At 66.5% G+C, this 14,349-nt stretch carries 11 protein-coding genes and 1 tRNA gene; 2 read left to right on the top strand and 10 right to left on the bottom strand.

Features of this window, described 5'->3' with window-relative positions; all coding sequences use genetic code 11:
* Nucleotides 1-20: 20 nt before the first annotated feature.
* Nucleotides 21-503 carry a 2-C-methyl-D-erythritol 2,4-cyclodiphosphate synthase gene (gene ispF / locus BHU06_RS14825; protein ID WP_070399982.1) on the bottom strand — a complete coding sequence of 161 codons (483 nt, stop codon included), beginning with the start codon at nt 501-503 and terminating at the stop codon, nt 21-23.
* Nucleotides 500-1,222 carry a 2-C-methyl-D-erythritol 4-phosphate cytidylyltransferase gene (gene ispD, locus BHU06_RS14820; RefSeq protein ID WP_070400116.1) on the bottom strand — a complete coding sequence of 241 codons (723 nt, stop codon included), beginning with the start codon at nt 1,220-1,222 and terminating at the stop codon, nt 500-502. The genes ispF and ispD overlap by 4 nt, the downstream gene beginning before the upstream one ends.
* Nucleotides 1,223-1,300: 78 nt before the next feature.
* On the opposite strand from ispD, the gene mfd reads away from it, so the two are divergent.
* Complete coding sequence (gene mfd / locus BHU06_RS14815; protein ID WP_070399981.1) at nt 1,301-4,792, top strand: transcription-repair coupling factor; 3,492 nt, start codon at nt 1,301-1,303, stop codon at nt 4,790-4,792.
* The gene (gene serB / locus BHU06_RS14810; protein WP_070399980.1) at nt 4,789-5,517 is read left to right on the top strand and encodes a phosphoserine phosphatase SerB; all 729 of its coding nucleotides are present in this window, start codon (nt 4,789-4,791) and stop codon (nt 5,515-5,517) included. The genes mfd and serB overlap by 4 nt, the downstream gene beginning before the upstream one ends.
* A gap of 811 nt (nt 5,518-6,328) precedes the next feature.
* Here the strand turns inward: serB and BHU06_RS14800 are convergent.
* The 8 genes from BHU06_RS14800 to pheT all read right to left on the bottom strand — a co-directional run bounded on the left by BHU06_RS14800 (nt 6,329) and on the right by pheT (nt 14,341).
* A complete protein-coding gene (locus BHU06_RS14800; protein WP_083293254.1) occupies nt 6,329-8,128 on the bottom strand; it encodes a DUF3987 domain-containing protein in 1,800 nt (599 codons plus the stop codon).
* Entirely contained in the window at nt 8,128-8,406 is a 279-nt protein-coding gene (locus BHU06_RS14795) for a hypothetical protein (RefSeq protein WP_070399977.1), read from the bottom strand. The genes BHU06_RS14800 and BHU06_RS14795 overlap by 1 nt, the downstream gene beginning before the upstream one ends.
* 10 nt (nt 8,407-8,416) lie before the next feature.
* A complete protein-coding gene (locus tag BHU06_RS22160) occupies nt 8,417-8,659 on the bottom strand; it encodes an AlpA family transcriptional regulator (RefSeq protein WP_254668181.1) in 243 nt (80 codons plus the stop codon).
* A gap of 769 nt (nt 8,660-9,428) precedes the next feature.
* Entirely contained in the window at nt 9,429-10,670 is a 1,242-nt protein-coding gene (locus BHU06_RS14790; protein WP_070399976.1) for a site-specific integrase, read from the bottom strand.
* A gap of 193 nt (nt 10,671-10,863) precedes the next feature.
* A tRNA-Pro gene (locus BHU06_RS14785) sits at nt 10,864-10,940 on the bottom strand.
* Nucleotides 10,941-10,977: 37 nt separating this feature from the next.
* Nucleotides 10,978-11,439 carry a MerR family transcriptional regulator gene (locus BHU06_RS14780; protein ID WP_070399975.1) on the bottom strand — a complete coding sequence of 154 codons (462 nt, stop codon included), beginning with the start codon at nt 11,437-11,439 and terminating at the stop codon, nt 10,978-10,980.
* Nucleotides 11,440-11,564: 125 nt separating this feature from the next.
* Nucleotides 11,565-11,891, bottom strand: a complete 327-nt coding sequence (locus BHU06_RS14775) for an integration host factor subunit alpha (protein WP_009517529.1) — start codon at nt 11,889-11,891, stop codon at nt 11,565-11,567.
* Between the two features lie 29 nt (nt 11,892-11,920).
* Nucleotides 11,921-14,341 (bottom strand): phenylalanine--tRNA ligase subunit beta, encoded by a 2,421-nt coding sequence (gene pheT, locus BHU06_RS14770; protein WP_070399974.1) that lies wholly within the window; start codon nt 14,339-14,341, stop codon nt 11,921-11,923.
* Between the last annotated feature and the right edge of the window lie 8 nt (nt 14,342-14,349).

Raw genomic sequence — 14,349 nt, 5'->3', positions numbered from 1 at the left:
CGCCGCCCGGCGTCTGCCGCTCAGACCTTGAACAACAAGGCCACGGCGCGGGCCTCGATGGCCTCGCCCTGCCCCACCGGCCCCATCTTCTCGGCCGTCTTGGCCTTCACGTTCACCTGGCCCACCGCCAAGTCGAGCAAGGCGGCGATGCGCTCGACCATGGCCGGGATGTGCGGCGCCAGCTTGGGCGCCTGCGCAACCACGGTGCTGTCGAGGTTGCCGATCTCGTAGCCTTCGGCGCGCACGCGCCGAGCGGCCTCGGCCAGCAGCGCACCCGAGTCGGCGCCGCGGAAGCGCTCGTCGGTGTCGGGAAAGTGGCGGCCGATATCGCCCAGCGCGGCGGCGCCGAGCAGCGCGTCGGTGATGGCATGCAGCAGCGCGTCAGCGTCGGAATGCCCCAGCAGGCCATGCGTGTGCGGCACGGTGATCCCCCCCAACACCAGTGGGCGACCGGTAACCAGGCGGTGGATGTCCCATCCTTCGCCGATGCGGATGGCGTTCATGTGCGGCTCCTGAGGATGGCTTCGGCCAAGGCGAAGTCGTACGGGTAGGTGACCTTGATGTTGCTGGCGCGCCCTTCCACCAGGCGCGGGCGCCGCCCGGTGCGCTCGATGGCGCTGGCCTCGTCGGTGATGCCCTCGAAGCCGGTGGCTCGCGCCATCAACAGCGCGTCCAGCAGTTCGCCCAGGCGGAACATCTGCGGTGTCTGTGCCAGCCACTTGTGGCGGCGCTCGATGGTGCGCGCCACGCGGCCGTCCACCTCGTCCTTCAGCGTGTCCGGCAACGGCAGCGCCAGCAGGCCGCCCACCGGGTCGCTGGCGCAGGCCTCGATCAGCGCCGTCACCTCCTCGGGCGTGACCAGGCAGCGCGCGGCGTCGTGCACCAGCACCCAATCGGCATCGGGCACGCCGGCTTCGCGCAGGGCCTGCAGGCCATTGAACACGGTTTCGGCGCGCGTGGCCCCGCCGCGGCGCAGGGCGAGCACGCCGTCGACATCGCCGGGCCAGTGCGCATCGTCGGGCGCCAGCACCACCACGATCCGATCCAGCCTCGTCACGCCGCGCAACGCAGCCAGGGTGTGCTGCACCAGAGGCCGCCCCGCGATGGGCTGGTATTGCTTGGGCAGCGGCGCGCCCGCGCGCGAACCGGTGCCCGCGCAAGGCAGCAGCGCATGGCAGCGGGGCAAGGACGATGGGGCGTGGAAAGGGGAAGCAGCGCTCATGGGCGCCGCCATTCTAGAATTCACCCACACCCCCGGCCCGATCCGACCGGGGGTATTTGCATTGTTGGTACCGACCGAATGTCCCTCACCCTGCCCGCGCTGAGCCCCGGCAAGCGCCACACCCTGCCCCACCCCGGCGGCTCGGCCGACGCGCTGTGGTTGGCCCGCCTGGCCGAGCGCGAACAGCGCGACGGCCGGCTCACCGCCATCGTCACGGCCGACGCGAACGACGCCCGGCGCCTGATCGACGAGCTGGCCTTCTTCGCGCCCGATCTGCGCACCACGCTGTTTCCCGATTGGGAAACCCTGCCCTACGACACCTTCTCGCCGCACCAGGACCTCATCAGCGAGCGCCTGGCCACCCTGTGGCGCATCTCCCAGCGCGCGCAGGACGGCGGCGCCGACGTGGTACTGGTGCCGGCCACCACGGCGCTCTACCGGCTCGCGCCACCGTCCTTCCTGGCGGGCTACACCTTCCACTTCAAGGTCAAGCAATCGCTGGACGAGGCGCGGCTCAAGGGCCAGCTCACGCTCGCGGGCTACCAGCACGTCACACAGGTGGTGAGTCCCGGCGAGTACGCCGTGCGCGGCGGCCTCATCGACCTCTTCCCCATGGGCAGCCCGGTGCCGTACCGCGTGGATCTGTTCGACGACGAGATCGACAGCATCCGCACCTTCGACCCCGACAGCCAGCGCAGCCTGTACCCGGTGAACGAGGTGCGCCTGCTGCCCGGCCGCGAATTCCCTATGGACGACGCGGCGCGCGCGCGCTTTCGCAGCCGCTGGCGCGAACTGCTCGAAGGCGATCCGACCAAGAGCCGCCTATACAAGGACATGGGCAACGGGGTGGCCACCGCCGGCATCGAGTACTACCTGCCGCTGTTCTTCGAGGACACCGCCACGGTGTTCGACTACCTTGGCGAGGCCGCAACCTTGGTGCTGCACGGGGAGCTGGAGCCCGCCTTCCAGCGCTTCTGGCAGGACACGCGCGAGCGCCACCGCCTGCTGCAGGGCGATCCCGACCGCCCCATCCTGCCGCCCGACGCCCTCTTCCTCAACGCCGAGCAGTTCTTCACCCGGGCCAAGGCGCATGCCCAGGTGGTGATGCGCCCGGGCGCCAGCGACGTGAGCGACAGCGCATTCGCCCAGGCACTGCCCGATCTGGCCGTGGTGCGCGGCGCCGACGAACCGCTGGCCAAGCTGCAGGCCCACCTGCGCGCCAGCCCGCAGCGCGCGCTGATCTTGGCCGAAAGCGACGGCCGCCGAGAAAGCCTGCTCGACTTCCTGCGCGCCAGCGGCCTGAACCCGCCCGCCTTCGACAGCCTGGCCGAATTCCAGGCCAGCGAGGAAAAGGCCGGCATCGCCACCGCCGCCCTGGCCACCGGCTTCGCCTGGCTGGAAGCCGGCATCGACTTCGTCACAGAGACCGAGCTCTTCGCCGCCGGCCCCACCACACGCCGGCGCCGCAAGCAGGAGCAGGTGAGCGACGTCGACGCGCTCATCAAGGACCTGTCCGAACTCAACGTGGGCGACCCGGTCGTGCACGCGGCGCACGGCATCGGCCGCTACCGCGGGCTCATCAACCTGGACATGGGCGAGAAAAACGCCGACGGCACGCCCGCGCTGCAGGAGTTCCTGCACCTGGAATACGCCGACAAGGCCGTGCTCTACGTGCCCGTGAGTCAGCTCGGCCTCATCGGCCGCTACACCGGTGTCAGCGCCGACGAGGCGCCGCTGCACAAGCTGGGCAGCGGCCAGTGGGAGAAGGCCAAGCGCAAGGCCGCCGAGCAGGTGCGCGACGCCGCCGCCGAACTGCTCAACATCTACGCGCGCCGCGCCGCGCGCCAAGGCCACGCCTTCCGCTACTCACCGCAGGACTACGAGGCCTTCGCCAACGACTTCGGCTTCGAGGAAACCGCCGACCAGCGCGCCGCCATCCACGCCGTGGTGCAGGACATGATCAGCCCGCGGCCCATGGACCGCCTGGTCTGCGGCGACGTGGGCTTCGGCAAGACCGAAGTGGCGCTGCGGGCGGCCTTCGTGGCCGTGACCGGCGGCAAGCAGGTGGCCTTCCTCGCGCCCACCACGCTGCTGGCAGAACAGCACTACCAGACCCTGGTGGACCGCTTCAGCAAGTGGCCGGTGAAGATCGCCGAGATGAGCCGCTTCCGATCGCAGAAGGAAATCACGGCGGCCATGAAGGGCATCGCCGACGGCTCGGTGGACATCGTCGTTGGCACGCACAAGCTGCTGAGCGAGAAAGCCCAGTTCAAGAACCTGGGCCTGCTCATCATCGACGAGGAGCACCGCTTCGGCGTGCGCCACAAGGAGGCCATGAAGCAGCTGCGCGCCGAAGTCGACGTGCTGACGCTCACCGCCACCCCCATCCCCCGCACCCTGGGCATGGCGCTCGAGGGCCTGCGCGACCTGAGCGTGATCGCCACCGCCCCGCAGCGCCGCCTGGCCATCAAGACCTTCGTTCGCAACGAAGGCAACGGCGTCATCCGCGAGGCCGTGCTGCGCGAGCTCAAGCGCGGCGGCCAGGTCTACTTCCTGCACAACGAGGTCGAAACCATCGAAAACCGCAAGGCCAAGCTGGAAGAGATCCTGCCCGAGGCGCGCATCGCCGTCGCGCACGGCCAGATGCCCGAGCGCGAGCTGGAGCGCGTGATGCGCGACTTCGTGGCCCAGCGGTACAACCTGTTGCTGTGCTCCACCATCATCGAGACCGGCATCGACGTGCCCACGGCCAACACCATCGTCATGAGCCGCGCCGACAAGTTCGGCCTGGCGCAGCTGCACCAGCTGCGCGGCCGCGTGGGCCGCAGCCACCACCAGGCCTACGCCTACCTGCTGGTGCCCGAGATCGAAGGCCTCACCAAACAGGCCGCGCAGCGGCTGGACGCCATCCAGCAGATGGAGGAACTGGGCAGCGGCTTTTACCTGGCCATGCACGATCTGGAGATCCGTGGCGCCGGCGAGGTGCTGGGCGAGAACCAGAGCGGCAACATGCTGGAGGTGGGTTTCCAGCTCTACAACGAGATGCTCTCGGAGGCCGTGAAGGCCCTCAAGGCCGGCCGCGAACCCGACCTGCTGGCGCCCTTGTCCGTCACCACCGACATCAACCTGCACGCCCCCGCCCTGCTGCCCAACGACTACTGCGGCGACGTGCACCTGCGCCTGAGCTTCTACAAAAAGCTGGCCACCGCCCGCAGCGCCGAGCAGGTCGATGCCCTGCTGGAGGAAATCGTCGACCGCTTCGGCAAGCCGCCGGCGCAGACGCAGACCCTCATCGACGTGCACCGCCTGCGCGTGCTCAGCGCGCCCTATGGCGTGGCCAAGGTCGACGCGGCGCCGGGCGTGATCAACATCACCTTCAAACCCAACCCGCCCATCGAGCCGATGCGCATCGTCGAGCTCATCCAGAAGCACAAGCACATCAAGCTGGCGGGCAACGAGAAGCTGCGCATCGAGCGCGCGCTGCCCGAGGTGAAGGACCGCGTGCAACTCGTGCGCGACGTGCTGCGCGCCCTGGGCCAACCCCAAAAGACCACCACCGAAACCGCATGACCGCCCCCGCCACTTCCATCGCCCCCGGCCTCACCGTGCGTGGCTTCACGCCGCCGCTCAAGCTCCGCGACTTCAAGCTCATCGCCTTCGACATGGATTCCACGCTCATCAGCATCGAGTGCGTGGACGAGATCGCCGACGTGGTCGGCAAGAAGGCGGAGGTCGCCGCCATCACCGAGGCCGCGATGCGCGGCGAAATCACCGACTACAAGGACAGCCTGCGCCGTCGTGTGGCCCTGCTCAAGGGCGTGACCGTGGCCGACATGGAGCAGGTGCTGGTCGAGCGCCTGCGCATCAACCCCGGCGCGGCCGAACTCGTGCGCGCCTGCCAGGACGCCGGACTCAAGGTGCTGCTGGTCTCTGGCGGCTTCACCTATTTCGCCTACCGTGTGCGCGACACGCTGGGCATCGACTTCGTGCGCGCCAACGTGCTGGAGATCGCGAGCGGCGCGAACTGCGGCGAACTCACGGGCCGCATGGTCGACCAGACCTGGGGCGACATCTGCGACGGCGCCGAGAAGCGGCGCACCCTGCTGGAGGTGGCCTCGCTGCTGGGCATCGAGCCCTCGGAGTGCATTGCCATGGGCGACGGCGCCAACGACCTGCTCATGATGGGCGCGGCGGGCCTGTCCGTGGCCTACCACGCCAAGCCCGCCGTGCGCGAACAGGCCATGGTGTCCATCGAAACCGGCGGACTGGACCGCCTGCTGGAGGTGCTGCGCTGAAGCGCGGGCGCCCGAGACAAAAGAAAAAGCCCGTCATCGCAAGATGACGGGCTTTCGCATAAATGGCGTGGCGGGATTCCAAGGAATCACCTAAAGCATTGATTTAAAACACATCAAAGCGCAGGATTTCGATTTCGTTCCCCGATTTGTTCCCCGGTCGAAGCCTCGATACCCTGCTCTCCGCACCGTTGAATCAGTGCTGCGGCGACGGCCAGCAAGTCTGCGGCAGCATGTCGCCAGCAGACCACAAGCCGCCGGTGCAAGCACTACTCGCACCACACCTCGCACTTGTTGCGGGTTCGGAGATTGAGCAATGTCGCGCTCACGCAGACCCCAAAAGGGCTTCCTTCCAGGAACATCACGTCGTCTCCCTCTTCCATGTTGAAGCAATAGGTTTTTGCCTCGAACTTTTCCCCGTTGATTACGAACAACTCGTCGTTGTGGGACACCTCGATTGGGTATGCGTCAGCACGCCGCACTCCACCAACACGCGGCACCGCGCCCTGGGGGTACTGTGCTGTCGGCGGCGCAGGATGTGCTCTCGGCGGTGTTACTCCCGACGTAAGCGCACGTATCTCGCGCTCAGCACAAGACCTGTAAATGCTTGGCCCGAGACTTTGCGGGCAGGACTGCTGCACCCACGCACGGTTCTCAGCACTCAGTCGATCAAGCGTAGGCATCCCAGCCTTCAGCGCATTCAACTCCCGAGACAAGCACGCAATGGTCAGATTTGGGCCCAATGAGGCAGGACAGCTTCTGTGTGCCCAGTTCCGATCCGATTCACTGAGGGCCACCCATCACGCGCCCCCCTTCAACAGCATGGGGTGCAACAGGTAGCGCTCGCTGGGCCTGCCACGGCCCAATGCATCGCCGGATTGCACGGTCTCACGCCCCAGCCACCGCCGGCCACGGCCTCGCGCACGTAGCTCTGCAACTTGCCGGGTTGAATGCCCCCCAGCATGGCCAGGCACACGCGCGGCACAAACGATTCGCCGCGCCCGATGCGGTCAACCGCGTGGCCTTGGTTGCCGTCATAGCCGGTCAGGTAGAAGCCCCGCGCCCCTTCCTGCCCTTGGCGATCCATGCTGCACAGCAGGCCGTGTATTTCATCGCGGTACACCAGCAGGCCCCATGCGTTCACCGTCAACAGGTCGGCCAGCTTTTCCACGGTGGCGTCGTTGACGACATAGCGCCGCATCGTGGGTTCCTCGGGCGCATCCACCGGGGCCAGCATCGCGCGGGCCTTGGTCGGTTCCTTGATGGCCAGCGCACGCGCCTGTTTCTCGTTGGCTTCTGCGGCCAGTTTGGCCACCTTGGCGTCAAGCTCCCATGCCTCATGCGCCGCCGCCCATTGCTCACGCTCGCGGGTTTCCAGGCGGTGCAAGGGCTTCAACACCTCGGACAAAGCAGGCGACTTCATCACCCCCGGCCTGCCGACGATGGCACCCCACAGATTGGGCACCACGCGCCAGTCATCGCGCGCCTTGGGTGCCACAACAACACGCGCGCCAATCAGGCCCGACAACGCCACCACGGCCCCCACTGCCGGAAAGTCCGGCGGGCACTGCATCCGGTGCGCTATGTCGGCCACCCAGCCGCGCAGCGTCTCGGGCAGTAACTCGGGGTCAAACGCCTGCACCGCCGGCAAGGCATCGGGCAATGGTTCCGGCTCGGGCCACTCGGGCGCGTTGGCCGATGGCTCGGCATGCGCAGCCGCCTCGATACACGCGCGCACCGCGTCGGCCCCCGCGATCTGGTGCAGGTCGTTGAAGTCGGTCGCGCCATCGGGCCGGTCGCTGCCGAAGTCGGGCACCGCCACATACCCGCCCACGCATTGCGCGGCCTCGGTCGCTTTGCTCAGGCCCGGATTGCCGGGGGTGCGTGCGTCGTCATCAGCGGCCATGATGATTTTCAGCGCCGGGTGTTTGTCGCGCAGCGCCTCAACCACGGCCCGCAGGTTGCCCGCATTGAAGGCTACGGCCACAGCGTGCCCGGTAGCCTCATGAATGCTCGCGCCGGTGGCGTAGCCCTCGCACACGATCAACAGACCGTCAGGCTTGCCAATGGCGTGATAGCAGCCCTTCACCCGCCCGCCGGGTTGAAAGCGCTTCACTCCATCCGGTGCGATGCTTTGCAGGCTGTGCAGCATGCCCGACGTGTCGCGCATCGGGATCAGCAGGTGGTGCCCGCTGCACCTCACGCCGTGGGCCTCGATGCCTTTGCGGGTCAGGTAGTCATGCCCGGTGGCCGGCGTTGCGACCTTCCAGGCGAGCGCCGCCGCCTCGCGGGCCTGCTGCTGCACCTGGGCATGTTCGGCCTCGCGCTGCGCCTGCATGGCCCTGATCCGTTGCCGGTGGGCCTCGCGCTCAGCCGCCGTCATGTCGTTGTCGGCCTTCGCGCACCAGCTCGATTGCCGGCCACTGCGCCAGCACCCGAAGGCCCCGGCGGGTATGCCATCGCCATGCAACACGTACCAGCCAGAAGCGTCACCACGCCGCCCATTGGTGGGAAAGCGGTGCAATCGACCATCGGCCACTATGTCATCCGGTGGGGTTAAACCAGCGGCCAGGATTTCGGCGCGGAATTGTTCTATGGGGTCGGTCGCAACCATCACAACCGGCCCCCGATCTGTGCCAGAAATTGCGCCGCGTCGTGCAAGGTGGGCAGGTAGCGCACCAACCCCCAGCGTTCGACCCAGTAGGTCACTTTGCCGTCGGCCGGGTCCGTGCGGTGCAGCGAATGGCCACGCAACTCAAACGCCGCGCGCAGCCGGGAAAACGCTTTGTCGTTTCGCTCGCCGGTGGGAAAATCCAGATCGTTGATCGCGCCGCCTGCCGTGGGATTGCCGTCCCCGGTGGGCATTTCTTTTGGGGTGGTGTTGATCGCCATGTCCACCCCCTCAAGCCGCCATCAGCACGGCCAGCTTTTCCGCCCGCATTGCGTGCAACTGCTTCACCAGCGCCCGGATTTGCTCATCGCTTGCGCCAGCAACTCGCGCCGCGTTGATGGCCTTCACCTCATCATCGGGCCAGCCTACGGCCCTTTGTCCGATGGGTACGGGATTGGTGAAAAGTCCCGCCCTGATAGCGTTGTAGATACTCGCGTGCGAGCGGTGCCCGGTTTCGGCCTTGACGGCCGGCATACGTAGTAGTGACATAGTGAGTAAGCAAAAAAAAGCCCGCTGGGCAAAACCATGCGGGCATAAAAAAACCGGCCACCCTTGCGAGTTAGCCGGTCACGGTTTTGCCCTTGCGGGCAAATTCAGTCGATCACATCAAAGTGACAGATACAAACAAAAAGCCCGCAGATCGCGGGCTTTCAAAGAGTTAACGCCCCAAGGAAAGGGGTACAGGGAAAATTAGAGCGAGCAAGGCTTAAGCAACGGGTGGCCACCGTCATGCAGTGGATCACCCCCCCTTCAGAAGCCATATCGCCGGGAGGGAACGTAGGAACTGCTGCGGTAAGTTGCAGTAGCCCGGAAGAATCGCCGCGCGACACACTCAGCAGTGCGTGCAATCGGCTTCGATTTCTACAGGCGTGACTAATCCCCAAAATGGGGCGCCTCTTTTTGCTCTACCGCCAACACAGCGGCTCTGTCGGCATTGATCATCGGCGGTATGGGAAGGTGACAAAAAGACGCACCTCGCTCCGCCGGAGCGAAGAGTAACACACTTGTCTTTCTTTGTCGCGATGTGTTGTCCGCTATACAGGACAAGAACTAGGAAGCCACCAGAACTGGTGGTTTCAAAGCATCGGGACATAGCTCCGCCATCTTTCGACGTGCCCCTTTTTGCTGTTGGCCAGAACACCCGGCCTTTCTCGGCGGGCGGAGTTTAACGTGACTTCTCCCGATCAGGCAATGGACGTCTTTGGTAGCCAATGCCTGATGTAAATCGATACTCGTGCGCAGGCTAAGCGGCGCGATTCAGTTGAATCACATCAGCACCGGCAGCTAACTTGTCCAGGTAGTCCGCCCACCGCTGCATCATGTCTGCGCGTTGCTTCAGGTAGGTGGTGCGGTTGTAGGCACGCCCGTTGGCATCCTTCACCGCATGCGCCAATTGCGCCTCGATTACCAGCGGATCAAACTCCAGCACCTCATCCAACAGCGTGCGCGCCGTGGCCCTGAAGCCGTGGACGGTTTGCACATCGGGGCCATAGCCCAGCGTCAACAGCGCCGCGCGCAGTGTGTTGTCGCTGATCGGGATGGATCGGCCTTTCTCGCCAGGGAATAGCAGCACACCGTCGCCGGTGAGGTGGTGCAATTCGCGCAGGATCGCGACGGCCTGCGTGGGCAATGGCACCAAGTGCGGATCGCCGTTGGCCTTGCCGTCGTAGGTGCGTTTCATGCGCTTTGCCTGAATCGTCCACAGCGCCGCATCAAGATCGAACTCGGACCATTCCGCCGCGCGTAGCTCGGTCGGTCGCTGAAACAGCATCGGGGCCAGTTGCAGCGCCGCGCGCACCACAAGCCCGCCCTTGTATCCCCGGATGGCCCGGATCAACTCGCCCACCCTCACCGGGTCGGTAAGCGCCGCGAAGTGTCGGCCCTTGTGTGGCGTCAATGCGCCCTTCAAGTCCATCGCAACATTGCGGCCCGCCTTGCCGGTGGCCACCGCGTAAGCGAACACGCCCCGCGCCGTGGTGAGCACCCGGTGAGCCACATCCAGCGAACCGCGCGCCTCTACCCGTCGAAGTGTCTGCAACAACTCCACCGGCTCGACTTCGGCAATGCGCCGCTTGCCGATCCAGGGGAAAAGGTCTTTCTCAAGGTTGCGAAGCTCGCGCGTCTTGTGGTGAGCACTCCACAGCGCAGATTTTTTGCCGTACCACTCGCGGGCCACATGCTCGAAGGTTTCGCCCTCGCTCATGGCTTGCTTCAGCCGGTCCAGCTTGCGCGCTTGCACTGGGTCGAAGCCATCGGCCTTTTTCAGCTTCGCCGCATCGCGGGCTTTGCGCGCCGCCGTGAGCGTCACCGCTGGGTAACTGCCCAGCGCCATGCGAGTTTCCTTGCCGCTCACGTACAGCTTTTGAAACCAGCGCTTCGACCCCGCTGGCGAAACCTCAAGGTACAGCCCGCCGGAATCGGTCAGGCGCTCCCGCCGTTTGTCAGGTGGGCATGTGGCGTTTCTGCACTGGGCGTCGGTCAGCATGGGCGTTCCCCGGTCAAAACGGGGGGGTTGTTCCCCGGTCTGGGGAAAAACGGGGTTTTGTTCCCCGGTATGTTCCCCGGCGCCGTGCTGGCTGTCAATGTCGGTCCCTGTACGCCATAGCAGGATAAACCGTTGATTTGGCAAAGAAAAAGCCCGCTAGGTGGATGTTCCTAGCGGGCTTCGTCAGTACTAATGGTCGGCGTGGCGGGATTCGAACTCGCGACCCCTTGCACCCCATGCAAGTGCGCTACCAGGCTGCGCTACACGCCGACAAGCCTCGCATTATAGCCGGCAAAAAAGCGCGCTCTCAGGCCGATAGCCGAAGCAACTCACGAATCTCAAGCAGTTCGCGGCGCATGTCGCTCAACAGCGTGGGTTCGGCCGATGCCGCTGGCGCGGCGTGCGACACCATGGCCGACACCACGGTGGTGTCGTCGTCGTGGATGACGGCGTCCAGGTCGATCACGTCGATCGGATCTTCATCGTCCTGGCGGCGCTTCTCGCGCTCGGCCTGGGCCAGTTCCTGCAGCTTGTTGCGTGCACCGCTGATGGTGAAGCCCTGGTCGTACAGCAGCTCGCGGATGCGGCGGATCATCAGCACCTCGTGGTGCTGGTAGTAGCGCCGGTTGCCCCGGCGCTTCATGGGGCGAAGCTGCGTGAACTCCTGCTCCCAGTAGCGCAGCACATGCGGCTTGACGCCACACAGCTCGCCCACCTCACCAATGGTGAAGTAGCGCTTCGCTGGAATGGGGGGCAGCGATTTTTCCATGTAAATCAAGGCGGTAGAAACCGAAGCTTGAATTTACTCTAAGTCAGGAAACCCCGGGGACTACCCCGGGGCTTTTCGTGCGAAATGTTGTAAGCGACCCCTATCGGGCCGCGCGACAGCGCCGTTCAGCCGCCGATGACCGCCGCCTGCACCTGCTCCTTGAGCTTGGGACTGGCGTGGAAAGTGACAACCCGCCGGGCCTGGATGGCCACCGGTTCGCCGGTGCGCGGGTTGCGGCCCGGGCGGGCCGCCTTGGTGCGGATCTGGAAGTTGCCGAAGCCCGAGATCTTCACGTCCGTGCCATTGACCAGGCTCTCGGTGATGAGATCGAAGAAGGCGTCGATCATGTCCTTGGATTCCCGCTTGTTCAGGCCGATCTGGTCGAACAGCAGCTCGGCGAGCTGCGCCTTGGTGAGGGCGGGGGTTTCCAGGCTTTCGACGGCCAGTTCCATCGGGTTCTCCTTCTTGTCGGTGTCGGGGCTCAAGCGCGCAGACGGGCTTTCACGCGCTGCTGCAGGGACACGAGCGTCTGCTGCACGGCGGCTTCGATCTGTTCGTCGGCCAGTGTAGCGTCCTCACGGTTCATGACGAGGCGCACGGCCAGGCTCTTCTCATGCTCCGCCAGGCCGGGCACCGTGGCGCCTTTCTTCGGTCGGTAGACATCGAACAGCACGGCGTCCTGCAGCCAGGGGTTGCCGGCGGCGCGGATGGCGGCCATCACGGCGTCGTGCGAGACGGCTTCGTCGACCACCAGCGCCAGGTCGCGCTGCACCGGCTGGTGGCGGCTGACCGCGCGGAAGGCCGGCACCGGCCGGGCCAGCACGGCGTCGAGTTCCAGTTCGAACAGCACCGGCGCCTGGGGCAATTCGTATGCCTGGCGCCAGCGCGGGTGCAATTCGCCCACGTGACCGATGCAGCGGCCGTCCAGCCACACGGCCGCGCAGCGGCCCGGGTGCATCGCCGGGTGTTCGGCCGCGCGGAACTCGGCGCGGCGCGGCGCCAGCAAGGCCTCCACATCGCCCTTGGCGTCGAAGAAATCGGCTCCGCGATCGCTCTCGCCCCACTGCAAGGCGTTCAGCGGCCCGCCCGCGAGGCCGGCCACGCGCATGGGCTGGTCGAAGCCGGCCACGGTGGTGTCGCTGTCGGCCACGCCCGCGTCCTTGCGGAACACACGGCCGATCTCGAACAGGCGCACGCGCTCGGCGCGGCGGTCGAGGTTGAACTTGCACACCGCCACCAGGCTGCCGATCAGCGAGGAGCGCATCACGCTCATCTGGCTGGCGATCGGGTTGAGCAACTGGATCGGGTCGGCGTTGCCCGCGAGCTCACGCTCCCAGCGCTCTTCGACGAAGCTGAAGTTGATCGTCTCCTGGTAACCCAGCTGCGCGAGCTGGCGGCGCACGGCGAAAGCGCCGCGGCGCGCCTCGGGACGCAGCTTGGCGGTGATCGGCGCCAGCGGCGGCGCGGTGGGCAGTTGCTCGTAGCCCACGAGGCGCACCACTTCTTCGATCAGGTCCTCCTCGATCTGCAGATCGAAGCGGTAGAGTGGCGGCGTCACGGTGACCGTGCCCTCGCCCTCCTGCAAGGCCAGACCCAGGCGGCGCAGCGCACCCACGCACTGCGCCTGCGTGAGCGGCATGCCGATGACCTTGGCCGCGCGCGCCACGCGCAAGGTGACGGGCTTGGCCTCGGGCAGGCGCGCCACCTGGTCGTCCATGGGACCGGCCTGGCCGCCGCAAATCTCCAGCACGAGCTGCGTGATGCGCTCGATGTGCTCGACCGTCGTGGACGGATCGACACCACGCTCGAAGCGGTGGCCCGCGTCCGTGCTGAAGTTGTAGCGGCGCGACCGCCCGGCCACCGCCTTGGGCCACCAGAAGGCGGCCTCGATGTAGATGTTCTGGGTGTCGTCGGACACCGCGGTGGCGTCGCCGCCCATGATGCCCGCCAGCGACTCGACCGCCTGGTCGTCGGCGATCACGCCCACGCCGGCGTCCACCGCGATGGTGTTGCCGTTGAGCAGCTTGAGCGTTTCGCCCTCGCGCCCCCAGCGCACCTGCAGGCCGCCGTGGATCTTGTCGAGATCGAAGATGTGCGAGGGCCGGCCGAGCTCGAACATCACGTAGTTGGAGATGTCCACCAGCGCGGTGACGCTGCGCTGGCCGCAGCGCGCCAGGCGATCGACCATCCAGGCCGGCGTCTGCGCCCGGGTGTTCACGCCGCGCACCACGCGGCCGCTGAAGCGGCCACACAGGTCGGGCGCCTCGATGCGCACCGGCAGCCGGTCGTCCAGCGACACCGGCGCGGCCGGGAAGCTGGGCGCCTGCAGCGGCGCGCCGGTGATGGCCGCCACTTCGCGCGCGATGCCGTACACGCTCAGGCAGTGCGCCAGATTGGGCGTGAGCTTCAGGATGAACAGCATGTCGTCCAGCGCCAGCTGCTCGCGGATGTCGCGCCCCACCACGGCGTCGGCGGCGAGTTCGAGCAGGCCTTCGTGGCTGTCGGACAGCTGCAGCTCGCGCGCCGAGCACAGCATGCCCTGGCTTTCCACGCCGCGCAGCTTGCCGAGCTTGATGGCGAAGGGCTTGCCGTCTTCGCCCGGGGGCAGTTCGGCGCCCACCAGCGCGCAAGGCACCTTGATGCCCACGCGGGCGTTCGGCGCGCCGCAAACGATATTGAGCGGCACGCCCTGCCCCACGTCCACCTCGCACACCCGCAGGCGATCGGCGTTGGGGTGCTGAGCAGCGGACTTGATCTCGCCCACCACGACCCGGGTGAACGGCGGCGCCACCGGGCGCAGCTCTTCGACCTCGAGCCCGGCCATGGTGAGGGTGTCGGCAAGTTGCTGGCTCGTCAGCGGCGGGTTGCAGAAGCTGCGCAGCCAGGATTCGGGGAATTGCATGGTGGTCG

The organism is Hydrogenophaga sp. PML113, from assembly GCF_001777155.1.
GTDB lineage: Bacteria > Pseudomonadota > Gammaproteobacteria > Burkholderiales > Burkholderiaceae_C > Hydrogenophaga > Hydrogenophaga borbori.
This window is presented reverse-complemented; position numbering and strand designations above follow the sequence as displayed.